This is a genomic window from Listeria immobilis (genome assembly GCF_014322765.1).
Lineage (GTDB): Bacteria > Bacillota > Bacilli > Lactobacillales > Listeriaceae > Listeria > Listeria immobilis.
Window position 1 is genome coordinate 45,189 of sequence record NZ_JAASTZ010000001.1, and the last position, 24,943, is coordinate 70,131.

Genomic DNA, 24,943 nt, shown 5'->3' on the forward strand with positions numbered 1-24,943 from the left:
TAAGTGTTGAAGATGTTTATACTCTATTATTAAAAAAGTAAGGATTTTTTAGAAGTGTATTAGAGTGCATGTTGCGAGGCAGATTAATTACTAGAATATGTATGCTTTTATAGTGAAAATAGAAGTTATACTGTAGCTATTTCTTATTGTTTTACTGCTTTGAAATAAAAATTTATTAATCGAAAAAGACATCCACTTTAAATAAAACCGAAAAATAATGTTTTTATTTTAAAAATGTTGTATACTTACAGAGACAAATAGATTGGAGGTTTAAGGATGGATGAACTTAAATTAGACGAAGCAATCAGTAAAGTAATAGTTGATGGTACTTTGAAAGGGTACTTACAGTATCTTGAAGAGCGAAAAAGCAAAAAAGAGTCAATGAGTGTTAGTGGTGCATATGCTTGGACAAAAGGAAATCACATTGACGATCAAGTTTCTAAAATTGGACAAAACCATAATGTACAGTTTAAAATTGAAAAAGCTGGCTATACTTGGGAATATTTACAGTTTACAGTTAGCGAAAATGCTGAAAACTATATGGTTATCGTAAAAAACTCTAGACGAGTGAAAAAATCTTTTGATGATCAAAAAAAGAAAGTCAATGAAGATAATTACTTAGTTAATTTTGCTGACATAAATACAGATGTTTTAAAGAATAGCAAGCAAAACTTTGTTGCTCAATCAGAACAGCTTGAACTTGAATTAAATGACCCAGAAGAAATAAGAGCTGTTATAGAAGGCAAGCAACTAAACGTAACTCAAAAATACGCACGCTTTTATATTGTTACATACGAGATTGATGATGAAACTAAAATTATTAAATCCATTCAATTAACCATGCCTAATCGTCAAACAATGAATCTAGAGCTAATTGAAGATTTAAGTTATCTTATACAAGCTAGTGAGTATGAAGCTACTATTGAAGATGTAGAACCAATTATGAATGAAAAAATATCTGATCAGACTATCTTCTCAGGTGATTCAAACGCATTTGGTTATTCTATACCTGAAGAAGAAAAAGAAGAATCTGGAAACTAAATTTCCAACTAAAAAGCAAGGATGTGATTATAATGTTTTTCGGAGAGAAATTACAAAGTGTCAGAGAATTAAATGGTCTCTCCAGAAAGGAACTTGCTGACAAATTAAGTTTAAGTGAACAAGCAATCTGGCAGTATGAAAACCAGTATACTGTACCAAAATTTGAAGTGGTTAATGAACTAAAAAAAGTTTTTAATGTAAAAGCTCAATTTTTCTATACAGAGTCATTTGTAACTAATATTTCTAAAGTTGAAAGCATTGCCTATCGAGCTGAGGATAGGGAGGCTCGTAAAAAAACAAAAATGGAAACGACTTTTATTGATTTTACTAGTTATTTTTTAGATAAGTTTGAAAGTAAGCTCAATTTACAAGCTAGTCTCCTTTCACAATTAAGAAACGAATCAATTCAACTTTATAATACGTCAACAGAAGCAAGTGACAGACTCTTACAATTAGAGATTATTGCTGAAAATGCTAGAGAAAAATTGGACGTACAATCAAATTCAGAGCTTCTTTACAAGCTTGAACTTTCAGGAATATATATTTTAGAAAAAAATATGGGAGTAAGTATTGATGCATATAGTACTTGGACTAGTCAAGAAAAACCTTTTATTATACTTGGCAATAAAAAAAAATCTGCGGTTCGTAGAAATTTTGATTTAGCCCATGAATTAGGGCACTTGTTACTGCATTACAAGATTGATATGGACAGCTTAACAAAAGATGAGCATAAAATAATTGAAAAAGAAGCAAATGATTTTGCCTCTTTTTTCCTCCTTCCAAAAAATCAATTTTTAAAAGACTTTTTAACTATCTCAAAGAAATCAAATCCTGAGTCTTATTTGGATTTGAAAATGAAATATATGGTATCAATTGGTGCGTTAGAGTATCGTGCTTATAAAATGGGACTACTGACATTTGAAGAAAATCGTTACTTTTACGCAGCTCTAAATCGAAAAGGTTACAAAAAAAATGAACCTTTAGATGAAGATATCTCGATTATTAGACCTGGAAAAGTTCGTTCTTTGCTAGACTTAATTTTTAAAAATCACTTATTTTCATTAAATAATATTTTAAATGATTATTATATTGAACGTTCATTTTTAGAATCTCTATTGGGGATTGAAAATGAATTTTTAAGCAAGTACTCTGAAGAGTCAAATAGAGAATATTTTAATAACTCAAATGTTGTTTCTTTATTCACTAAGGAAACTAATTAATATCGAAAAATGTTCTTATATGTACTGACTCCATAAGTGTTTTTTTCTAGTTTCCCATTTTTGATGGTCAGAATATTAAATATTGCTATAGTAGCAGCGTGTTTTTGTTGTATTACACTCGTTTCTATCAATTGTAGTTAGCTTTGGCTGATGGTGTTAAATTTGAAAAAGTTGACTATAAATTAGCTTAATCTACTCAATACAAAAAAATATCCTGGTGATTATCAGCTATTCTGATTTTCACTAGGATATTTTTTGTTTTAAGAGAATTTTGTTTCGCGCTTATTTTTTTACTTACTATTCAGTATGGAGAAAACAATTCTTTTGAAATCCCATTGCCGAGACAATTACTCTAAATAATTCTTTTGAAATAGCAAAATGCCCGAATCGTAATGGAGATTGTTTTTCTTGCCATTCTGGAAAATCATTCAGAGCCCGAAAGGAAGTTCTTTTTTCAGTTAATGACAAAGCTTTAAAATATGTCTCTGATGAATGATCTTGCCGTAAAAATCAACTCTTTCTTTTCTAATATAGGAATTCCTTTCTTAACGAAGACACTGCGAAAAGAAAAGTCTATTATCGAAATACTAAGGAGATATAATTGATAAACTAACCTATGAAAAAACAGCCTTTATATTATAAACTCTGTCATACCATGAATGAATCTTTCAATTAAACTAAATTTATACATCAGAAACCATACATATGCTACCAAAAATTTACTAACTAAGCGGTAAAATTTACCGCTTAGTTGGATTTTAGTAAGCGATTTCTTGGAATTAAATTCCATTTACCCAGACTTTCATTTATTTAATGTTTCTTGATGCTATACTACATTTATCAAGAACATATTGATTTCGGCGCCAATCAAAACTCTTTGATAATTAAACCCAGGAGGAATTACTATGGATAAAAAGTTGAGTATAATGGATAGAATTACGGACTATATTACTTTCAAGATGACACCCGTACTAATGAAAATATTTAATCGTCCAACATTAAATATTATTAAAAATAGTATGGTTAACATTATGCCTTTCATACTATTTGGAAGTGTCACGCTACTTGTGTCTTTACTAGGAACAACATCAATGGGAACTGAGAAACCAATACTTCCTTTTTTGGCAAATTATACGGATCAAATTGGATTGATGAACTCTTTGACAATGGGCTTTATGACATTATATTTTTCTGTTTCAATTGGACTTAATTATGCGAAAGAATATAAGCTTAATGAAATAAATGCTGCACTTGTGAGTTTAATGTCATTTTTAATGATAAATATAGATAAAGTAACTGATGGGACTATTGATGTCTCTTCATTTGGAGCAAACGCACTTTTTCCAACAATGGTCACTTCCATTTTAGCTTTAAAGATATTCAAAATATTTATTAATAAAAATATTGTTATTCGTATGCCAGAAGGTGTTCCGCCAGCAGTTGGGCAAGCGTTCTCCTCCCTGATTCCTTTTGTAACTATCGGACTTCTTTATTGGTTCCTTAGAACGATGCTACAATTTAACATTACAGAAATCATGAGAGATGTTATGAGCCCAATCTTTAGTGGAACGGATAATATTTTCGTATTTACATTTTATGGATTCTTTACAAAATTACTTTGGGCTTTTGGTATTCACGCCGACTCCCTCTTTCAAGGTATTTTTGACCCACTCAAATTAACTTGGATTGCCGAAAATAGTGCAGCAAAAATTGCCGGTGACCCATTACCCCATATTTGGACCACCGCTTTAGAAAGAACTTGCTTGTGGACAGGACCAGTATTAGGACTATTAACAGTATTAATGTTTTCAAGGGTTAAGCATTTAAAAACCTTTTCTTTCGCTGCCCTTCCAGCTGCCTTTTTCTCCATTGCCGAACCGGTAGTTTTTGGGTTACCTATTGTGATGAACCCTATGTTACTTATTCCATTTATTCTTAGTGGAACATTGGGAGCTTTTCTAACTTATGGTGCTTGCCAAATTGCTATACTTGCAAGACCCTTTTTAGAATTACCATGGGCAACACCCCCAGTTCTTATAGGCTTTATTGCATCTGGTGACTGGAAGTATATTCTGGCAGCAATTTTCAACATTGTTTTAGGAGCCTTGATTTATTACCCATTTGTGAAAGCATTTGAACGGGAAGAGTTAAAAAGAATCAATACAAGTGAAGATGTTCCTGCTACAGAATAATAACGAAAATAAGAATCTACTATGGGACAAAAGTTGTCTCGTAGTAGATTCTTATTAGATAACAGGAAATATTAAATGATTTTATGATAAATCTTCTGATAATAACTTACTCAAAAAATCGTTTACGCAAATCAATTTCGTTACGTTTTGTATTTTCAAGATTAGATTCAAAATCTTTTAGATAAATAAAACTATATATACAATCCAAAATATATTGTGTAGCAATACTAGAACTAAAAGTTTCCATTTTTCCTTTCAATAGTTTTGCCTCATTTATTCCTGTATAGATTGCATAATCAGCTATTTTAGCTAACATTGTAGCTTTATCTTTTGTAATAGCAACAATTGGCGTTTGACTTTTATTTAAATTATATGAAATTTTTAGCGTTTCTGGATTTTCACCTGAGTGTGAAATAACTACAGCCATATGTGTAGAATCAGAATTAATTGCTTGATGTATCTGTTCTGTATAACAAGGTTCCAAGTGAACATTTTTACCCAACCGTATTAACTTACTTTTGAATTCGTAAGCTGCCGCCTGAGACGAACCTTGTCCATAGATATCAATGATACTGGACTGGTTCATTTTATCAATAATACTATGAAGCTCTTCCACATTGAATTCAGATTTCACCTCACGGATAGAATTTTTAAAAATATAATACATGTTATCAATGATAGTCTCATAAGAATCTTCTTGTGTGAACGGAAAATTATAATTACTAGTAGGAGATATTTTTTCATTTTCTGCTAGCTCTCTACTTAGCTTAATTTTGAACTCGGAATAGCCACTTGTTTTTACTTTTTTACATAACCTCATAATAGTTGAAGGTGAGCTGTAAGTAACTTTAGCCAATTCTTTAATGCTCATATTACATGCAGTATTACCATTTTTTAAAATAAAGTGAGCGACTTCGGTTTCCCTTTCAGAAAAAAGAGAAATATCTGCTAACTTAGTAAGAATCATTTTATTCACTCTCCTAATTTGGTTTCTTTAATTATACAACAGCTTTTTGGTAAAAAGTACCGTTTTTATTTTCGCATAAAAACAATAAACTGGTACTATTTTCCAATATAACTGGATTCTATTTACTTAGTATATGCCAATGCTATACTGAGGACAAGTAGAGAGGAATGCTTGCTTTTTATTTAGAATATGTAATGAAAAACTAGGAGGTATTTGATATGGTAAGAAGATTAATTAGTAGCAGTAGAAGTGAAATTAGAAAAATGAGTGCCAATGATTTAAAAACTTCTATTTTGGCAAGTGAAGGAAGAACTGTCCTTTGTCAAAATTTTATTGGTCATACTTTATGTGAAGGAACTACCAACGCAGAAGTTAGTCAAGCGTTTGGGGCAGATATGATTTTCTTTAATGGTTACTCAATGGATACGAGTGTTATTCAAGAAGGTCTGATTGTCGAGGAATGGAATGAAGCTACCGAAACTTTTGATACTAAGCAATATCGTTTGAAAGAGATGAAAAAACTAATTAATGTCCCTTTAGGAGTCTATTTAGAATGTGGTGCAGGTGATGATGCTACTACTTCAACAGCTCCAGAAAAGCAGTTGATTAAAAATGATCGAATTGCTTCAAAAGAAAATTTGGAGAAGGCTATTCAGGAAGAGTGTGATTTCGTTGTATTAGCTGGAAATCCAGGTACTCGAACATCTTATCAGACAATTGTTGAAGCAACTAGGCAGGCTAAAGCTGTTGTTGGTGATAAAATGTTACTATTTGCTGGAAAGTGGGAAGATGGTGTCTTTGAGAAAGTACTTGGAGATCCACAAGTTCCTATGTCTACTCATAAACAGTTTGTACAAGAACTGATTGATGCTGGAGCTGATGTTATTTGCCTACCAATGCCTGGCTGTAGACCGGGTATCACAGTGGAGGATATTCGAGAATTAACAACTTTTACGCACACTTATAAACCTGGAACTTTGGTAATGTCCTTCTTAGATTGCTCTGTAGAAGGCGCGGATGATGATTCCATCAGACAATGTGCTCTATGGTCTAAAATGACTGGTGCTGACATTCATGCAATTGGTGATGCAGGTTTAAGTGGTATGAGCTCACCAGAAGGAATATACACCATGTCAATTGCTTTAAAAGGAAGAAGACTTACTTTTAGAAGGCTAGGAGCAGGCGGCAGATAATCAGTATTATCTCTATAATTTATAGATTAAGAGGAACATACAATATGCTATAAAAAATAGTCTATCTCTAATGATGTCTGCAAACTTAAGCAATACTTACTTAATCTTGAAAATACTAATATCAATAGCTTTCATATGGATAGCCGTCCTATAGCAAATTTTGAATTAGTAGCAACAAAATCCTATTAAATATGTACCGAAAATAAAGCTATCAGTATCTTTACGCAAGTTATTTGCCAAGTTGAAACACGAACATTAGGCAAATAACTTGTGGAATAGATCCGCAATCCGCTAAAATAATATTACGCAATTTTTTTGAAAAGGGGAATTGATTATGACAGTGGAAAAAGTGAAGTGGGGCTATGATGAAAAGACCGGTCCAGATATGTGGGGACATATTTGTTCAGACTTTGAAATAGCGGATACTGGTAGGGCTCAATCACCGGTGAATATCGAACAATCTGATGTAGAGCAAATCAAACCATCGACCATGAAATTTTACTATAAAGAGACCGATTATACGATTAAACGAATAGAACAATCCGTGCATGTATTTCCGCATGATAAAGAACAAGGGCTACGCTATAATGGTGAATATTTTCCACTTGTTTCATTTCATGCCCATATACCGGCAGAGCATCTTTTAGACGGGTATATTTATCCAATCGAATGGCATTTTGTACATGAAAAAGCAGATGGAACGACGCTTGTAATGAGTGCTTGGATGGAAATCGATAATACGACCAATGTGGAATTAAAAGATTTACCGAAGCATTTCCCAGAAGTTTTTGTGGATTTTGAAACAGAACGTGAAATTACGTTAGATGTTAATGAATTTATGCCAGAGGAGCGTGTTTTTTATACATACCAAGGTTCACGGACAACACCGCCAACAGTGGAAGGTGTTACGTGGATTGTGTTGAAAAATGCGAAGTCACTTAAACAAGCTGATTTTACAGAATTAGATAAAGCGATTGGCAATACCAGTCGACCAGTGCAACCTTTAAATGGTCGTGAAATTACTTTTTACAACTAAAAACTAGAAAGCCTCGCTCGAATCTTGTATAGTATAAGCATAGATTTACGAGTGGAGGCTTATTTTTATGTATGAAAAAGCACGCAAAAAAATGATTGAAGCACATAGTGGACAAGTTCGTAAAATTACAGGAGAGGCTTATTTTTCGCACCCTTTAAATGTGGCAAGAATATTGCGCCGTGCGGGTTTTTCAGAAGAGGTGGTTATTGCTGGGTTACTCCACGATGCAGTAGAAGACACTTCGATGACTAATAAAGACATTCGTGATATGTTTGGCGAGAAGGTGGCAGATTTAGTGGCAGCTCATACAGAAAATAAGGATTTATCTTGGGAAGAACGGAAAGCGCACACAATAGAACAGGTTCGTACGGGTACTTTAGAAGAAAAAGCGCTTATTGTTGCAGATAAGTTAGATAATCTAAGCTCTGTAAGATATGCTTTAAGCTCTGAAGGTGATTCAGTGTGGAATTATTTTAAACGTGGCTATGACAAGCAAAAATGGTATAATGAAGGCATTAAAAATAATATGGAATATGGGCTAAATTCGTCTGAAATTCCACCCTTTTTTGCAGAGTATGCTCGTTTAGTTAGATGGATTTTTAAAAGATAATATTTAAGTAAAAATAACTGTTAATTTAGGTATTTAGAATTAATTTAGAAAGTTTTTAGAAAATAAGTTTCTTTTTCTTAAAATCTGATGTAAAATGAAAGCGTTATAAACATACGAGAAAGGAAGTTTTTTGGATGGTTTATGGAGCAATTGAAGCAGGTGGAACAAAGTTTGTTGTTGCAATTGGAGAAGAATCCGGTAAAATTATTAAACGCGAAAGCTACCCAACAACGGAACCAGCAGAGACAATGAAAGCAGTAATTCAATTTTTTAAACAGTATCAAGATGAATTAAAGGCAATTGGAATTGGTTCTTTTGGTCCGATTGATATTCAAAAATCTAGTCCTACATACGGATATATCACGCAAACGCCAAAACTTGCCTGGAGAAATTATGATATTGTTGGTGCAATCAAAAAAGAATTTAATATCCCGATTGGTTTCACGACAGATGTAAATGCCGCAGCGCTTGGAGAGGTTAGTCTTGGAGCAGCAGCAGGTTTATCAAGTTGTGTATATCTAACAATTGGAACAGGAATCGGCGGAGGTGCAGTGGTTTCTGGGAAGATATTAGAAGGATTTTCTCATCCAGAAATGGGTCATATTATGGTTCGCCGTCATAAGCTAGATCGTTTTACTGGTAGTTGCCCAAGTCATAGTGATTGCTTGGAAGGACTGGCAGCGGGGGGCGCAATTGAAAAACGTTGGGGTAAAAAAGCAGCCGAACTTGCAGATAATGAAGAAGTTTGGAATTTAGAAGCTCATTATATTGCCCAAGCCTTAATGAATTATACATTGATTTTATCTCCTGAAAGAATTGTTTTAGGTGGAGGCGTGATGAAACAACGGCAACTTTTCCCATTAGTTCGTCAAAAACTAAAAGCGCTAGTAAATAATTATGTACAGTTACCCGATTTAGAAACATATATCGTTCCGCCAAAATTGGAAGATGATGCGGGGATTACTGGTTGTGTATTACTTGCTGTCGATGCAGAAAAAACAAATTAATCATATACAAATAATGAAATTTAGATTTCAGTAAATAGAAAAACGGATTTAAGAATTCCTTTTTAAAAGGAGTGATTAAATCCATTTTTTTATACACAAAAAGGATTACTTTTGCTAGAATAGAAGAGCCTAAACGATTGATGGGAAATGGACTTTATCTGTATAAAATTATAGAAGTAGAACATCATGGAGGAAAAAAGCAGTACTATGATACAAATTATGTTACACTATTAAAAGATATGACAAATAATAAAGGATGTATAAAATGGATATAGCAAATACAAAGTACGAATTAATTGCGAATGATTTACGCAGGAAAATTCAAGAAAAATCATATGAACCAAATGAACAGCTTCCATTCGAAAAAGACCTGTGCAAAGCGTATAATGCGAGTAGAATCACTATAAGAAAAGCAATGGACATACTCGTGAATGAAGGCTATATCTATAAAAGGCGTGGATCAGGAAGCTATGTTAAAGATATAGAACCAAAAGAATTCACACATTCAACACTGCTAGAAAATTTTAATGGAAGAGAGATTACAACAGAAGTAATAGATTTTACAGTGATTAAATCACCGGATGATATAGCACAAAAATTAAAATTGTCCTCGAGTGAATTTGTATATGATATCTATCGACTAAGAAAGAAGAACGACCAACCTATTGCGATAGAGCGCAGTTTTATGCCAATTCAGTTAATCCAGGGAATGCGATTGGACGTTTTAGCAGATTCGGTATATACGTTTATGGAAGAAGAACTTAGTCTAACACCTAAAAGTATTCATCGTAGCATTCGAGCTTCTAGACCTTCCAAGCTGGAGGGAAAATGGCTTCAGGTAGACTGGAACTATCCACTGCTAGAAATTGAACAAACAGTATTTTTAGATAATGGCAGGCCTTGTGAATACTCACTTACTAAAATAAAAACGGATGAATACGAATTTAAAACAGTGAATATTATTTAAGAAATGAGCTAAAATTCATTTCTTTTTTTAATTTAAATTTGTTATAACTTATATTAATAAGTATTGACTTATTATTTTTATTGGTTATACTATTAATTAAGAAAACGTTTTCTATTTAAAAAAGTGAGGAGAAATGAAAATGAAAATTGCATTATTTTGTAGTGGTGGAATGTCAACAAGTCTCGTAGGATCAAAAATGAAAAAAACGTATGAAGCGATGGGGAAAACAAACGTAGATGTCGATGCTTATGATTTTGCAATGATTGATGAGGTTGGAAATGAAGTAGATGTGATCATTATCGCTCCTCAGATTTCGTGGGCATTTGATCAAGTGAAAGCAGCACACCCAGATAAAAAAATAATTTCCTTAACGATGGCGGAATTTGGTGCAATGGATGGTGTTTCTATTATTAATAGATTAAATGATGAGGGAGTGATTCCAGAATGAAGCCAGGTGGATTTAGTGGATTTCAGGCCTCTTTCACTCGCACTGTAGGAAAAATTGCTGGAAATAAATTGTTACTTACGCTTCGTGATACATTTATACTCGTTGCGGCTGTTACAATGATTGCTGGTTTTGCTGTAATGATTAGTTCTGTTTTCTTGGATCCAAATGGCTTGATTTTTGGAGAGCAAGGATTACATATTGGAAAATTAATAAGCGGTTCATGGAGTGCTTGGGCTAGCTCTGATTTTGCTCAAACCCTTACATATATTCAATCGCTGGTAAATCTATTCTCTCAAGGTGCCTTATCCGTATTTTCTTTACTTATTGTTGTAGTATTTTCCTATACATTCTCTAAAAAATTCTTTCCAAGTAATAAAGAGCATATGACATCTGTTCTATATGCGATGGCTTCTTTCTTTATTTGTTTACCATGGAACTATGATTATATGGTGAATAATAAAAATGTAGAAATTACAGGCATGCTAAACTCTAATTTCTTAGGGACACCGGGCGTTTTTTCTGCACTTTTGATTAGTGGAATTGCTGTTTTTGTCTATAATAAAGTATTACAAAAAAATATTATTATAAAAATGCCTGATTCAGTTCCGCCAGCAGTTGCGCGTAGTTTTGAATCATTAGTTCCAGGGATTATTACATTAGCAGTATTTGTTATTGGGACGGGGATTAGTGTTGGTTTGGCAGGTGTTTCATTGCCAGAATTATTATTACAAATTCTACAAAAACCAGCAATGGCTATTTCAGGGACAGCTGCTTTTGCTTTAGTAGTTCAAATTACTTGGCCACTATTACAATGGTTTGGAATTCACCCAACATCCATTTGGGGACCTGTTTTTGGTGTTACTTGGAATGTTGCAGATACAGAAAATATTTTAGGAACAGCGAAACATTTATATTCGACAATGTTTATGAATTTTTCTACCATTGCAGCAGGAACTTTTGCTTTAGCGCCAGTTTTAGCGATTTTGATTTTCTCTAAAATTAACGCAGAAAAAAAGGTATCTAAAATAGCTTTAATGCCAGCTGTTTTTAATATTAGTGAGCCAATTACGTTTGGATTGCCGATTGTATTAAATCCAGTTATGTTTGTGCCTTTTGTGCTTGTGCAACCAGTTTGTTTTTATCTAGCAGTATTCTTTACTAATATCGGATTTATTGATGTGATTACTAATAATGTACCATGGACAGTTCCGCCACTTATTTCTGGATTATTATTTACAGGAACGATTAATGGTGCAATTGTTCAATTAGTTAATTTAGCTGTCGCGGTTCTTATTTACATTCCATTTATACGTATAGCGAACCAAATGAATCTGAAAAAAATGAAAGGAGTTTGATTTTAAGTGAATGAAACGCAATTAGAACAAGCGATGCAATTAATTTTTGTTGCTGGAAATGCTAAATCAATGGCGATGAATGCAATTTTAGAGGCAGAAAAAGGGGAGTTAGAAAAGTCCGTACAGACCGTTAAAGAAGCAAAACAAACGCTACATGAAGCGCATGCAATTCAAACGGGGTGGTTGACTAGTGAAATGAATGGCACAGAAATAGAGAAATCGATTCTCCTTATTCATTCGCAAGATCATTTTACAACTGCGAACATTATGATTGATTTAGCAGAGCGGTTCCAAGTATTATATAGCAAATTAGAGAAGGTGACGAGTCAAGCTGATGACGAATGATTTTAAGTTAGCGCCTATTTTTTCGGATCAGATGATTTTGCAACGGGATAAACCTATCTTGTTTTTCGGAGAGGCAAGAGTCGGTGCGAAAGTAAAATTATTTTTGCCAAATCTTGCCTTAGAAACAATCGCCAATGAAACTGGACAATTTCAAATAGAAGTTCCCCCATTTTCAGCAAATGAGACTGTATCATGCGAATTTATCTCGGAGGGGCAGCACATAATGCTTGAAAATATTTTATTTGGAGATGTCTACTTAGTTGCTGGACAATCTAACATGGAATTCCAACTGAAAAATGACATAGAATTAGCACAAGAAAAAATGGATTGGTCGAAAATTCGTTTTTATAATGTACCGCAAATGGAATATCCAGGTCATGAGATAAGTATGATGAACTGGGAAAAGGCAAATGAAAATATGTCAGCAGTAGCATATTATTTTGCAGTAAAATTATTTATAGAAAATCCAGTGGTTCCGATTGGGATTATTGGTTGCTATAAAGGTGGTACATCGGCTTCGTGTTGGGTTTCTGAAGAGGTGCTGGCAGAAAGTGAGGCGTTAAAACAAACCTATCTTGAGCCATTTGAACGAGCAGTTTTAAATAAAAATGAGGCGGAATTAGAGGCGGAACGAGAAGCTTTCGAAGCAAAAAGCCAATCATTTGCTCGGAAGAAGGAAGCATTTATTGCTGAACACCCAGAGATGACCTTAATGGAAGTTAAACAAATACTGGGACATTCTCCTTGGCCGCCACCAATGACACCAAAAAGTTATGGTAGACCTTCTGGATTATTTCATACGATGCTACAAACCATTATCGGGATGAAGTTTCGAGCAATTATATGGTATCAAGGAGAGGAAGATGTCCAGTTTGGTGCAGTCTACCAATTACTACTTGAAAAGCTTATTAAACAGTGGCGACAAATCTTCGGGCAGGATGAATTACCATTTTTTATCGTGCAACTTCCAAGATATGCCAATGCACCAGATGGTAGTTGGCCGATTATTAGAGAAATTCAAGAGCAAGTAGCTAAGGAAACTTTGGGAGCTTATTTGATTACAACGATTGATACAGGAGAAGCTTATGATATTCATCCCCCTTCCAAACGAGTTATAGGAGAACGAACAGCCTTTACCGTTAATAAGGTGCTAAATCAAGCTGTCGAGGATGTAACGCCGATAATAGGTCAATTGAATCAATCTACTATAGTAATAGAAAACGCGAAACAATTAACGGTTATTGGCGAGTATCCTTTTAACTTACCGGGTGTAGAAATCAAGGGGGCAACACTTATTATACCTACAGCAAGTGAGCCTGTTTTTCAATACGCTTTTGAAAACTTTCCGAGGGGTTATTTAGTTAATGAATACGGGATCCCAGTTTCCCCGTTCCAAGTAGATTTGCCTAGTTAAGAAGACAAAGCTGACAAGGGGCTGGGACATAACTAAAACTCAGAAATAAAAATCGAAAAATAGAAAAGCAGAAATCATTGTATAGAGCCATTTCTAAAAATGGAATAGACATGATTTCTGCTTGTTTTTCATTTTAAAGATCTTTATGTCCCAGCCTCTTGTTATTTTAGCATATAAATATTTTGAAAAATCAGATAAAAAATATATGGTAGGAATCCGCTTCTTTTAATGGTAAAATGTTTCTTGGCAAAGGAAATAAAATACCGATAAAGCTAAAAATCTTATAATAAAGCAGGAGTGATAGCTTGAAAGGCTTCAGACAAATAGTGCATCATGTTTTCAAACCACATAAGTATATTGTGCTAGCTAGTGTGCTAGTAACGCTTTTTTTAATGTTAGAGGTTTTCATTGTTATGCCACAAGAGAAGGGGACATTTGCTTATATCTCTTACTTAATCTCTGCGTATTCATTCATCATTATTAGTGTACAGCTTTGGGGATATTTAAAAAAGCATTTTTTACAGATTGCTTCTAAAAATAAGTTTGCTAAGCGGTACATATTTGATTTGTCTTTCAGGTCACACCTTTCATTATACTTGTCACTTGCAATAAATTTTTTTTTCATGACGGTTAACTTAGGTACAGGATGGTATTCTAAATCGGTATGGTTTATCACACTTGCTTTTTATTATTGTTTTTTGGCTGTCATGCGATTTTTATTACTTCGATATGCAAATAAAAGTACATTTGGAGAAAATATTTTCTTGGAATGGAGATATTATCGATTTTGCGGTATTATGCTGTTACTGATGAATATTGTACTAGTTGGTGTTATTATATTAGTTTTACAACAAAATAAAGGTTTTGAATATATTGGTATGCTTATTTATGTAATGGCAATTTATGCTTTTTACTCTGTCATTATCTCGATTATCAATGTGATTAGGTTTAGAAAACAAGGTAGTCCAGTTCTATCTGCTTCCAAAGTAATTAATCTTGTGGTCGCATTGGTGGCCATGTTCGCACTTGAAACAGCTATGCTTTCACAGTTTGATACAAGGCACGATATTTTGTTCCAACACACGATAATTGCTATAACGGGAATAGCTATTTGGACTATCATATTTGCGGTAGCTATTTTTATGATAGTACGCGCTACACTAAAACTAAGGAAATACTTATATTTTCCAAGTGAGAGCAAATAAGGTAGCTTCATTAATAAAAAACTTATAAGATCAGGGTGATTTGTGATTATTTATTATTAATTCAGGGAATAAAAGGAAATAGCATAAATAAAAAGGGGGATTTAAATTGATTAAAGAAAGAAAAATTGTACTTATTACTAGTTTGTTTTTTATTGCAATTGTTTTTTTAGTTTTACTTTTTGAGCGAGAAATTATTTGGAATATGGTTTCGGGGCACTTTGATTTTTCTGTTTCCAATATAATTAATCTTTTAGCAGGGAAAGATTTAGTTACTTTCTTTTTACATCAGACTGTTGCTGCATTAAAGAGCACGGTTATTCTTATTATTATTGAGTTGTTATTTATTATTGCTGTTCCTGTTTTTATCATCGTAATTATGTTTCGTGCAAAAAAGAAAGAAGGTTGGACAAAATCAAGTATTGCGATTACAAGTGGATATAGCCTACTGCTCATCTCGCTCATTTCTTTTATGCTTTTATTTAGTGTTCAATCTTTACATACTTACCAAAATATCCATGAAAATGTTGTTACAGCTAAAAAAATTGTTTTATCTCATAACTCACAAGAAGTGGAAGAGGCCGTTGCTACTATTCTGGATGATCCGCAGAAGTCTATTCAAAAATTCAAAGAAATCTCCAGTAAACTAGATAAACACACAGGTATTTTCACCTTGCTTTCTGAATGGTTTGATAAAGTTAAAAATTATGAAAACCTACTTATTATTGGAACAGTGATTTCCTTCCTATTAATTCTTATTGCGCATATTTCCGAATTATACGGTTTGTGGAAAAAACCGCAAAATTAGGCTAACAGCTGTTTATTTCAAAAAATATAATTTTTCACACAAGGAGAATTTATGGCTAACACAAATTATGATGCATTAGAATTCAGAGAAAAAATTATTGCTGATTTGAAAATTAAAACAAGTGATTCTGTCATTTTGATGTGTGCAATTTTGATTGCTTCCATAGGATTAAATATGAATTCGATTCCTGTTATTATCGGCGCGATGTTAATTTCACCATTAATGACCCCTATTTTAGGTGTTGGTTACGGGCTTTCTGTCTTTGATTTTTATATTGTAAAAAGGGCCGCAAAATTACTTTTGGTAGAAGTTGTGGTGAGTCTTGTCGTGGCAACACTTTACTTCACTATTTCGCCAATTACCTACGCGAGCAATGAGATTATTGCCAGAACTTCTCCAACCATATGGGACGTGATAATAGCCTTTGGGGGTGGGATTGCCGGAATTATTGGAGCTACAAAAAAGACGAGTACCAATATTGTTCCTGGGGTCGCAATTGCAACAGCACTAATGCCACCAGTTTGTACGATTGGTTATGCTATTGCGACACTTAATTTTTCTTATTTTATCGGTGCTTCTTACTTATTCATTATTAATTGTGCTTTTATAACGATTGCCACTTTTATTGGTATTCGTTTTATGAGATTTCCACTTCATATGACCAAAACGAAGAAAGAAAATAGACGGATTATTATCTTTACGATGGTGTTATCTTTATTAATTGTTGTTCCGAGCATTTTTTCTGCTTCGATTTTAGTTCAAGAGAGTATCCAAAAATCTTCCATCAACCAATTTGTAACCGATGAATTTGCGGATTATGTGGTATTAAATCAAAGCTATAACGAAGAAAAACAGCTGCTTACCGTGACAATATCTGGATCTCCAATGCCAAAGAGCAAGGTTCAAAGTATCCAGCAAGATTTACCAGATTACGGATTAGATAAGGTTACATTAGATATTGATCAAGTGCCTGATTTTACTGAACTAAAAGGGAGCGAGGTAACTAAATATATCGATCAATACATTAAGAAAAAGCTTGATGAAGAAGATAGTAAAAATGTAGAAACTCACGCTGAATAGTATAACAAAAGCAGCCTTAACCAGAGGCTGTTTTTTTATGATGACTTTTAGCTTTATATATCCAATTTTCTCGAAAAACATTGCAATTAGAATTAGAAAGACTTTAAGTAAATAGTTTCTACTTTTTAAGGCTGTAGATTAGGTGAATAATCACTAAATCTGCAGCTTTTTTTGATGAAATAGTTCCATCCTAAAAATGGACATAAAATTAGAGGTTTGGTGTAAAATTTTTTACACGTAAAAAAAAACAAGGGTGCTATACTTTAGAAGTCAAGTCATACCAATGCTTTTTGCAACTTATCTGTATGATTGGCAAATAAAAATTAAGGAGTATGAATAAATGAAATCAAGCAAAATTGGAGCTTTATTATTAGGAACCACATTAATTGTACAGGCACCATTTCAAGTGTATGCAGCTAGTAATGATACTGTTGATCAAAATAAAACAGAAGTAGCTGCACCAACGACATATATGAACGGCAAAGCATTAACGGCAACAAGCGATTTGGAGTTAACTATCGGGAAACAAGCAACCCAAACAATTCGCGTTCAAGACCAACCAATTGGTGATCTTGAATATGGAAGTAATATTTCTGACGTGAAAGTAGTTTTAACAAACATGGATGGCATGAATTATAACATCGTATACGGCCCAAAAAGTGCAGATGGAACACATTATCAATATGCAGATGTGACTTTTTCAGGAACACCGACAAAGGCAGGAACTGGGAGCTTCAGCCTTGAATATTATGATGGCGCTGGAAATGGTGGCGAAAGATCATATACTGTCAACACACAATCAACTACAACGGTGAAATATGTAGATCAAGATGGGAACAAAATTGCAGAGGACACTGTACAAGCTGGAGACTTAAACACAGCTTATACAACAGAACCGAAAACAATTGATGGCTACACCGTTGATGAAACCAAACTTCCAAGTAACCAAAATGGACAATTTGGTGAAACGAACCAAACAGTAACTTACACTTACACTAAAAATGAAAGTGAAGTCAACAAAGGAACAGTAGGCATTTCATTCTATGCAGAAGATGGTGAGCGTCAAGAACTTGTAACATCATTAGACTTATCTTATGCATATCCAGATGGCGTGCCGTCGGATACAGTCACATTTGGTGATTTAGCAAATGGAGCAAGCTATAATGACTTAAGACCAGGTACATTACCAACGGAAATTTCGTGGAATGAGGTACTGGAAAATACCGTTGCTTACATGAATGGCGATATCGATGCTGCACAATTTGAAGCAGCGGTTGGTGGATCTGTAGCTTCCTTCGATTTGGATTTTATCGCAGAAAACTTTGAAGGCTATGAATTTGATGAAGCAGCTTATCAAGCAAACTTAGATAAAATGGTAACCTTTGAACAAAATGGTGGTAGTGTTAATTTACAAGTACCATTCAAGAAAATTGCAGAAGTTCAAGCTGGTGCAGATGTATCCGTAAAATATGTGGATGCAGATGGCAATGAATTAGCAGCGGCAGAAACATTAAGCGGCAACGTAGATGAAAGCTATACTTCAGAAGCAAAAACAATTGATGGCTGGACACTAAAAGAAACTCCAGCAAACGCAACTGGTACTTTTACAGACCAAGCGCAAACCGTCACTTATGTGTATGAAAAAAATACCGATGACAATGTAACACCAACACCTGTTGATCCAGATGATAACAATAATTCAACAGATGATCCAGATACTCAATCTGATGATAGCTCAAACATTCCTTCTGACAATAGTGCAACTGATTCTTCTGATAACAGTGCAGATAGCCCAACTGATAAGGACGCAGTTAAAAGTAATAGTGACAGCAAAAGCAGCAATGCCAGCGATGTAAAAGAAAGTGCAACAACTCCGCAAGTTAGTGACAATGCAGCTACTGCGAAAACACAAACAGGTACTCCAGCTAACACAACGACAATAGCGAAAAACTCCCTACCAAAAACAGGAGATAACGCTTTGCAAAGTGGTTTATTAGTCGGACTAGGAGCAGTTTTACTTGGTGGACTTTTCGTCTTCTTGCGTAAAACTAGAAAAGCAAAATAAACCTTAAAAAAATGTTAATTAAAGGCTCAACAGATAACGAGCTGCCTAATTATTAAAAAACACTTCTTATCAAATTGGAATTAAATTTGGTAAGGAGTGTTTTTTTGAGTTTCTTCAAAAAAGGCGTAACGTTGGATTAATGAAAATGATACGCTTATAGGCAGAAAAACATTTCATAGGTAGTACAAATCAACTTGGAAATGAGAACAAAACTGATAGTGACTGTTCTCAAAAGCACTTCTGAAGCAATAATTGCAGAATCTAGGAGCGCACTTAAAATCTAATTAGACGTAAACAATCTATCAAAGTTAATGGGGAAATAATTAGCGTTTTTTTGTAAAGTCAGTAATCGGAAATTTGCGCACAACAAGAGATTATTTCGCTACGAATAAACCAGTGGCTAGTTTAACCAATGTTTTTTTGATATACTAAATTGTGATAAAACAAACAAAGGACGCAGGAGGAAAAAAAGATGTCAATTACAAATTTATTAAATATTAAATACCCCATTATCCAAGGTGCAATGGCGCAAATTGCGAAAGCTCCACTTGTTGCAGCTGTTTCAAATGCAGGCGGACTTGGAATTATCGCTTCTGGGGGAATGAGTGCGGATATGCTTCGAAAAGAAATCCAAAAAACAAAAAGGCTAACAGATAAACCATTTGGTGTTAATTTAATGTTAATGATGACAAATATTGCCGAATTAACAGAAGTTATTATAGAAGAGAAAATCGGTATTGTGACAACTGGGGCAGGAACACCAAAAACGTTTATGCCAATATGGAAAGAAGCTGGAATTATAGTTATTCCCGTTGTTCCATCTGTTATGATTGCGAAACGTATGGAAAAGATGGGTGCAGACGCAGTGATTGCGGAAGGAACAGAAGCTGGCGGACATGTTGGAGAAACAACTACCATGGCTTTATTACCACAAATTGTTGATGCCGTTACTATCCCAGTTATTGGTGCTGGCGGAATTGCAGATGGTCGTGGAATTGCTGCTGCATTTGCTCTAGGTGCAAAAGGTGTTCAAATTGGCACGCGTTTTCTAGCGACAGAAGAATGCCCGGTTCACCCTGATTTTAAAACAGCGGTTATTAAAGCTTCTGACCGCGATACAATGGTCACTGGACGTAAAGCCGGAGCACCGGTTCGTTCCATTAAAAACAAAATGATTAAAGAGTATATCCGTCTAGAAGAGGAAAATGCTGATCGTGATACATTAGAGGAGCTAACACTCGGCTCGTTAAGAAAAGCAGTGCAAGAAGGCGATACAGACAATGGTTCTGTTATGGCTGGACAAATTGCTGGTCTAATTAAAGAAATCAAACCTTGTAAAGAGGTAATAGAGGAAATGATGGCTGATACGAAATCAGTTATTACAAACTTAAAAATAAACTAATTTTATATTACAAAAAAGCTAAAAAAAGTTCTACCAGATAAATAATAAAGAAAAGATAGGATATGTGAGATTTAAGCATATCCTATCTTTTTGTTATAAAAACACCTTATTTCCTAGAAAACAAAAATAATAATTTAATGAAAAAATTGCTAACACTATTTTCATTTGGAGGAAGTATACTATAAATATACTTAGAAAGAAGTAATGGATAAGTGAATGTTAGGAAAGGAAGTAGGGAAAAATGACCTTTTTAGAATTTCATCAATATGTGAAAAAAGACTCATTGATGTATTCATGGATAACAGATAAATTTTACCTTTCTCGTAAAAAAATAGAAGCAAGTGAAAAGATTACCGTAAACAAAGAAGAAGTAATAATAATGGAAAAAGGTCTGTTGGTACAAGAAAGTGACGGGAAAAAGCCGATGATTCATCGTGTCTTTGCGGATCATCGTATTATTTTTACCATTCAAGATAGTTTTCAGCTTACGGCACTAGAAACATCGACATATAGTATAATACCAACAGAAAAATTATTTTCCCAATTAGATGCCAGTGGCTTATTATCAAACTTTTTTTACAAATTGCTGAAGATCTCGAACGCGACCTTGAACGGGATAAAAAATTAAGGTCTGTTAGTCCAGAAGAACGTGCAAATATTGTCTTAGCACTGATTATAAACCACTATAAAATAGACCCCGTAGAAAACCCCGATTTTCCCAAATGGTTAAGAGTGAACGTTCTTGCAAAACTAGCTAAATGCCCCGTTTCAACTGCCTCGCAAATTATGAGAGAATTAATGGAAAAGGGAGTATCTGAAATCCCTCCTAAATATGGATCGAAAGTAGAACCATCTATATCACATCCCTCATGTGCTTAAAGCTATAAAAGCAACAAAAATATTAAGTGCTCCGAAGCTGAAAAGTAGCTTCGGAGTTTGCTATTCTTAGATATAAAGTTAGATTCAGAAAAAAACTAAGTACTTGCTTTATTTAAGAGCGGGTGCGTAGGAGGTAGATGTATGCTTTGGTTAAAAGAGTCAATCGAGCAGCTTCTCAGTAAACTACACACAAATTTAGACACAGGATTAACAAAAGAACAAGTAAAGCAAAAACATTTGGAATTTGGTAGAAACGAGTTTGAAGAAGGAAAAAAAGAGTCACTTCTTCAAAAAGTAAGTCATCATTTATTAGAAATTACAACGGTTGTTTTACTTGTTGCAGCTGCTATTTCAGCTTATTTAGCAATTACAACTGGATATGGTTGGGCAAAAGTAGTTGTTATTTTAGGAATTGTTATATTAAATATGGTTCTTGGTATTTATCAAGAAAGCAGCGCAGAGAAAGCACTCGCTGCACTTCAAAATATGAACGCTCATTTAACAACGGTACTTCGCGATGGAGTTCGAACTCAAGTGGACGTAGCAGAATTAGTACCGGGAGACATTATCGAAATAGTTGCAGGAGATATGATTCCAGCCGATGCGCGGATAATTTCTAGCAGTAGTTTGCAAGTCGAGGAGTCTGCACTTACCGTGGAGAGTGTACCAGTAGAAAAAGATGCAACAGCTGAAATTTCCGAAAAAGCACCTATTGGAGATCGACTTAATATGCTTTATTCTGGCTGTCTTGTAACGAATGGACGTGCAACAGCGGTAGTAGTAGAAATTGGTATGGCGACCGAGATGGGGAAAATTGCTGGATTATTAAATAATACGTCAAAATTAATGACACCCTTACAACATCGCTTAAAAGAATTAGCAAAACGTCTTAGCATTGTCGCACTTTTAGCAGGAATATTAATATTTATTATTGATGTGTATGTGTATGGGGAAACGATTATTGAAACACTGATGATTGCGATTTCTCTTGCGGTAGCAGCAGTACCAGAGACATTACCTGTGATTGTAACATTGACCCTTGCATATGGGGTTCAAAATATGGTGCGGAAAAACACGATTATCCGCCGAATTCCTGCCATTGAAACGATTGGGAATACTTCTGTCATTTGTTCTGATAAAACAGGCACACTCACACACAAAAAATGATTATTCAACAAATTTGGGCAACAGAGCATGCTCCAATGAAGGCAACAGCAAATTTTGGAACAGCAGAAGCAAATGTTTTAGAAATGCTAAGTCTTGCTAGTAACGCAACGATTGAAGTAGCAGATGGTGAAGAAATCATCATTGGGGACCCAACTGAAAGCGCGATTATTCGTTTGCTAGAAGAAAAAGGGACGAAAAAGAATGTCCTTGAAGAAAAATATCCTCGTGTTATTGAACTCCCATTTGACTCCGATAGGAAATTAATGACAACCATTCACTAAACAGAAAATGGCTTCCTTTCCATCACAAAAGGAGCATTTGACCGAATTCCTGTTGCTTTTTCTGATGAGTTTTTGGCAAAAGCAGAGAGTGTACATGATAGTTTTGCTGAAGATGCTTTACGAGTGCTTGTTGTCGCTTATAAAAAATACGAAAAAATGCCAACGGATCTTTCGAGTAAAGCATTAGAGACAAATCTAACTTTCGCGGGAATGGTTGGAATGATAGATCCTCCACGACCAGAAAGTAAATCCGCCGTGTTAGCAGCAAAAAAAGCGGGTATAAAAACAGTAATGATTACTGGTGACCACATTGTGACAGCATCGGCTATTGCAAAAGAAATTGGTATTTTAACAGATAATGACAAAGCGATAACTGGAGCAGAACTTGCAGAAATGTCAGAACAAGACTTAGAGAAAAATATTAGAGAGTATGCAGTATATGCTCGTGTTAGTCCAGAAGATAAGATTCGAATTGTAAAAGCTTGGCAGAAAAATGGCGAAATTGTAACAATGACTGGTGATGGAGTAAATGATGCTCCAGCCCTAAAAGCAGCGGATGTAGGTGCGGCAATGGGGATTACTGGAACCGACGTATCTAAAAATGCAGCAGATATGGTTATTACCGATGATAACTTTGCAACAATTGTTGATGCGGTAAAAGAAGGTCGGACAGCTTATGAAAATATTCGAAAAACCATTTATTTCTTATTGAGTACTAACTTTTCTCAAATTTTTATTATGCTGATTGCGATTATTTTAGGATGGGGAGCACCAGTTGTTGCAGTTCAATTGCTATTAATCAACGTTGTGTCCGATGGAATTCCTGGTTTCTTCCTAAGCCGAGAAAAAGCGGATGATTCGATAATGAACCGTCAACCAATACCGAAAAATGCCGGAATATTTGCGGGAGGACTTGGGAAGAAAATGGCAACCCAAGCAGTTGTCTTTACGATTGTAACGCTAGCTGGTTTCTATATCGGACAATTTGTAACAATTCATCCGTCCATCGGTGCAAGTTATGAAGTAGGAATGACAATGGCGTTTATTATTCTTGCTTGGTCGTCAGTTACACATATTTTTAATGTAAGAAGTGATAAATCGATCTTTACAATTGGTTTTTTATCTAATCGAGGGTTGTTCTTTAGTGCAATTTGTTCGATGATGATTATTCTAGGTCTAGCAATTATTCCACCACTTGCAAATTTGTTTTTCTTAGTGAAAATGAGTCTTATACACTGGGTTCTTGCATTTGTACTTTCAATGCTGCCACTGGTATTTGTTGAAATTCAAAAATTCATTCAGCGTAAAAAAGCAAACGCATAAAAAGGAGGAAAGAACATGACGGACACTAAAAACTTAGTTACCACCATATTAGAACGAAATTTTGGTCAAGAAATTAGTATTCGCTATAAAGGAAGTAAGCAAGCGCAAAAACGTTCAGAAGAGGTTATTGAGGAAATTGCCACCGTCATTGCTCCCTTAGTAACAACACTTGGAATAGATAGTAAAACAGTGAAGAAGACAATTCCATTTTTATATGAGCTTCAAAAAAATCAATTTTGCGATTTGAGTTCCTATCCTTATCCATTACTTTTGGTGGATGGGACTAGCGAGAATACAGAGAAATATTGGCGCGATTTACCAATTTATTGGACAGATCAAGCAAACAAAATTGCCTTGCCCTATGTTTTAGAACATATTAAACAAAATAATGCTAGACAAAAAATGCTGGCATATCATCAGTGGCTTTTAACGACAGTGCAACAACTAAACAACCAACTTAATGCTAGTTTTCGGGTAAAATTAGTTTTTGAATCAGATATGCGAATTCGATTACGTGTTTATGAAGTAAGCCGAATTGCGATGGAGGTACATTTTCTTGATAATCACGAGACAGAGCAGCAACATTTAGCGTATGATGTTAGTTTAGATGCTGACTTACAAATAAAGGTACGACTTCTTTTACGACAAGGAATTTTAACAGAAAATCTAAATTTAGAAGCGCTAAAAAATTACACAACGGCTGTTTTACCAATTGCTCATAGCCTTAAAAATTTGGAGCAACTAGATTTAACAGTAAGCGAAACGAAACAATTAACTAAATTACTCACAAAAGAAGAGCCGAAAATCATGGAAGATACAGATTTAACAAGTAACACTATAGATTTTTTGCAAAAAGTATCCAAAGCCTAAAAATAGAGTGCTATTTAGTAGGAAGTGCATCTAAATGGCATTTTATTTTTGCAAATAACAACAGAAAGATA

The 24,943-nt window shown here is 34.4% G+C and carries 20 protein-coding genes and 1 pseudogene; 20 read left to right on the forward strand and 1 reads right to left on the reverse strand.

Annotation, left to right across the window (positions count from 1 at the left end; genetic code table 11):
• The first annotated feature begins 276 nt into the window (after positions 1–276).
• From HCJ50_RS00225 to HCJ50_RS00235, 3 genes are all read left to right on the forward strand, one after another.
• Positions 277–1,041, forward strand: coding sequence for a spr1630 family ClpXP-sensitive toxin (locus HCJ50_RS00225; protein ID WP_185347045.1), 765 nt, complete (start codon positions 277–279; stop codon positions 1,039–1,041).
• Between the two features lie 32 nt (positions 1,042–1,073).
• Positions 1,074–2,261, forward strand: coding sequence for a spr1629 family repressor/antitoxin (locus HCJ50_RS00230; RefSeq protein WP_185347043.1), 1,188 nt, complete (start codon positions 1,074–1,076; stop codon positions 2,259–2,261).
• A 905-nt stretch (positions 2,262–3,166) separates the two neighbouring features.
• Entirely contained in the window at positions 3,167–4,453 is a 1,287-nt protein-coding gene (locus HCJ50_RS00235) for a PTS sugar transporter subunit IIC (protein WP_185381396.1), read from the forward strand.
• A gap of 106 nt (positions 4,454–4,559) precedes the next feature.
• Here HCJ50_RS00235 and HCJ50_RS00240 read toward each other — a convergent pair whose 3' ends face one another.
• A complete protein-coding gene (locus HCJ50_RS00240) occupies positions 4,560–5,420 on the reverse strand; it encodes a MurR/RpiR family transcriptional regulator (protein ID WP_185347039.1) in 861 nt (286 codons plus the stop codon).
• A 218-nt stretch (positions 5,421–5,638) separates the two neighbouring features.
• On the opposite strand from HCJ50_RS00240, the gene HCJ50_RS00245 reads away from it, so the two are divergent.
• The 17 genes and pseudogenes from HCJ50_RS00245 (at position 5,639) to HCJ50_RS00325 (ending at position 24,872) form a co-directional block, all read left to right on the forward strand.
• On the forward strand, positions 5,639–6,613 hold the full coding sequence (locus HCJ50_RS00245) for a DUF7916 family protein (RefSeq protein WP_185347037.1): 975 nt from the start codon (positions 5,639–5,641) through the stop codon (positions 6,611–6,613).
• 334 nt (positions 6,614–6,947) lie between these two features.
• Positions 6,948–7,649, forward strand: a complete 702-nt coding sequence (locus HCJ50_RS00250) for a carbonic anhydrase (protein ID WP_185347035.1) — start codon at positions 6,948–6,950, stop codon at positions 7,647–7,649.
• Positions 7,650–7,716: 67 nt separating this feature from the next.
• A complete protein-coding gene (locus HCJ50_RS00255; protein ID WP_185347033.1) occupies positions 7,717–8,259 on the forward strand; it encodes an HD domain-containing protein in 543 nt (180 codons plus the stop codon).
• 134 nt (positions 8,260–8,393) lie between these two features.
• Positions 8,394–9,266: an ROK family protein gene (locus HCJ50_RS00260; RefSeq protein WP_185347032.1), complete on the forward strand. Its 873-nt coding sequence runs from the start codon at positions 8,394–8,396 to the stop codon at positions 9,264–9,266.
• A 265-nt stretch (positions 9,267–9,531) separates the two neighbouring features.
• On the forward strand, positions 9,532–10,233 hold the full coding sequence (locus HCJ50_RS00265) for a GntR family transcriptional regulator (RefSeq protein ID WP_185347030.1): 702 nt from the start codon (positions 9,532–9,534) through the stop codon (positions 10,231–10,233).
• Positions 10,234–10,372: 139 nt separating this feature from the next.
• Positions 10,373–10,681: a PTS sugar transporter subunit IIB gene (locus HCJ50_RS00270; RefSeq protein WP_187127460.1), complete on the forward strand. Its 309-nt coding sequence runs from the start codon at positions 10,373–10,375 to the stop codon at positions 10,679–10,681.
• The gene (locus HCJ50_RS00275; protein ID WP_185335885.1) at positions 10,678–12,036 is read left to right on the forward strand and encodes a PTS sugar transporter subunit IIC; all 1,359 of its coding nucleotides are present in this window, start codon (positions 10,678–10,680) and stop codon (positions 12,034–12,036) included. The genes HCJ50_RS00270 and HCJ50_RS00275 overlap by 4 nt, the downstream gene beginning before the upstream one ends.
• A 6-nt stretch (positions 12,037–12,042) precedes the next feature.
• Positions 12,043–12,381, forward strand: a complete 339-nt coding sequence (locus HCJ50_RS00280; protein WP_185347028.1) for a PTS lactose/cellobiose transporter subunit IIA — start codon at positions 12,043–12,045, stop codon at positions 12,379–12,381.
• Positions 12,371–13,795, forward strand: coding sequence for a sialate O-acetylesterase (locus HCJ50_RS00285; protein ID WP_185347026.1), 1,425 nt, complete (start codon positions 12,371–12,373; stop codon positions 13,793–13,795). The genes HCJ50_RS00280 and HCJ50_RS00285 overlap by 11 nt, the downstream gene beginning before the upstream one ends.
• A 764-nt stretch (positions 13,796–14,559) precedes the next feature.
• Positions 14,560–15,000 (forward strand): hypothetical protein, encoded by a 441-nt coding sequence (locus HCJ50_RS00290; protein WP_185347024.1) that lies wholly within the window; start codon positions 14,560–14,562, stop codon positions 14,998–15,000.
• Positions 15,001–15,106: 106 nt separating this feature from the next.
• Positions 15,107–15,805 carry a hypothetical protein gene (locus HCJ50_RS00295; protein ID WP_185347022.1) on the forward strand — a complete coding sequence of 233 codons (699 nt, stop codon included), beginning with the start codon at positions 15,107–15,109 and terminating at the stop codon, positions 15,803–15,805.
• Between the two features lie 51 nt (positions 15,806–15,856).
• Positions 15,857–16,885 (forward strand): DUF389 domain-containing protein, encoded by a 1,029-nt coding sequence (locus HCJ50_RS00300; RefSeq protein WP_185347020.1) that lies wholly within the window; start codon positions 15,857–15,859, stop codon positions 16,883–16,885.
• Between the two features lie 340 nt (positions 16,886–17,225).
• Positions 17,226–18,950: a MucBP domain-containing protein gene (locus HCJ50_RS00305; RefSeq protein WP_185347018.1), complete on the forward strand. Its 1,725-nt coding sequence runs from the start codon at positions 17,226–17,228 to the stop codon at positions 18,948–18,950.
• Positions 18,951–19,422: 472 nt separating this feature from the next.
• Positions 19,423–20,352: an enoyl-[acyl-carrier-protein] reductase FabK gene (gene fabK, locus HCJ50_RS00310; protein WP_185347016.1), complete on the forward strand. Its 930-nt coding sequence runs from the start codon at positions 19,423–19,425 to the stop codon at positions 20,350–20,352.
• A gap of 241 nt (positions 20,353–20,593) precedes the next feature.
• Positions 20,594–20,980, forward strand: coding sequence for a hypothetical protein (locus tag HCJ50_RS00315; protein WP_185347008.1), 387 nt, complete (start codon positions 20,594–20,596; stop codon positions 20,978–20,980).
• 392 nt (positions 20,981–21,372) lie between these two features.
• Positions 21,373–24,002: pseudogene (locus tag HCJ50_RS00320) on the forward strand (cation-translocating P-type ATPase).
• 15 nt (positions 24,003–24,017) lie between these two features.
• On the forward strand, positions 24,018–24,872 hold the full coding sequence (locus HCJ50_RS00325) for a hypothetical protein (RefSeq protein ID WP_185347006.1): 855 nt from the start codon (positions 24,018–24,020) through the stop codon (positions 24,870–24,872).
• Positions 24,873–24,943: the final 71 nt, after the last annotated feature.

Coding starts and splice junctions, on each gene's coding strand:
- HCJ50_RS00225 (WP_185347045.1), top strand. CDS start 277: ATGGATGAACTTAAATTAGACGAAGCAATCAGTAAAGTAATAGTTGAT.
- HCJ50_RS00230 (WP_185347043.1), top strand. CDS start 1,074: ATGTTTTTCGGAGAGAAATTACAAAGTGTCAGAGAATTAAATGGTCTC.
- HCJ50_RS00235 (WP_185381396.1), top strand. CDS start 3,167: ATGGATAAAAAGTTGAGTATAATGGATAGAATTACGGACTATATTACT.
- HCJ50_RS00240 (WP_185347039.1), bottom strand. CDS start 5,420: ATGATTCTTACTAAGTTAGCAGATATTTCTCTTTTTTCTGAAAGGGAA.
- HCJ50_RS00245 (WP_185347037.1), top strand. CDS start 5,639: ATGGTAAGAAGATTAATTAGTAGCAGTAGAAGTGAAATTAGAAAAATG.
- HCJ50_RS00250 (WP_185347035.1), top strand. CDS start 6,948: ATGACAGTGGAAAAAGTGAAGTGGGGCTATGATGAAAAGACCGGTCCA.
- HCJ50_RS00255 (WP_185347033.1), top strand. CDS start 7,717: ATGTATGAAAAAGCACGCAAAAAAATGATTGAAGCACATAGTGGACAA.
- HCJ50_RS00260 (WP_185347032.1), top strand. CDS start 8,394: ATGGTTTATGGAGCAATTGAAGCAGGTGGAACAAAGTTTGTTGTTGCA.
- HCJ50_RS00265 (WP_185347030.1), top strand. CDS start 9,532: ATGGATATAGCAAATACAAAGTACGAATTAATTGCGAATGATTTACGC.
- HCJ50_RS00270 (WP_187127460.1), top strand. CDS start 10,373: ATGAAAATTGCATTATTTTGTAGTGGTGGAATGTCAACAAGTCTCGTA.
- HCJ50_RS00275 (WP_185335885.1), top strand. CDS start 10,678: ATGAAGCCAGGTGGATTTAGTGGATTTCAGGCCTCTTTCACTCGCACT.
- HCJ50_RS00285 (WP_185347026.1), top strand. CDS start 12,371: ATGACGAATGATTTTAAGTTAGCGCCTATTTTTTCGGATCAGATGATT.
- HCJ50_RS00300 (WP_185347020.1), top strand. CDS start 15,857: ATGGCTAACACAAATTATGATGCATTAGAATTCAGAGAAAAAATTATT.
- HCJ50_RS00305 (WP_185347018.1), top strand. CDS start 17,226: ATGAAATCAAGCAAAATTGGAGCTTTATTATTAGGAACCACATTAATT.
- fabK (WP_185347016.1), top strand. CDS start 19,423: ATGTCAATTACAAATTTATTAAATATTAAATACCCCATTATCCAAGGT.
- HCJ50_RS00315 (WP_185347008.1), top strand. CDS start 20,594: ATGACCTTTTTAGAATTTCATCAATATGTGAAAAAAGACTCATTGATG.
- HCJ50_RS00325 (WP_185347006.1), top strand. CDS start 24,018: ATGACGGACACTAAAAACTTAGTTACCACCATATTAGAACGAAATTTT.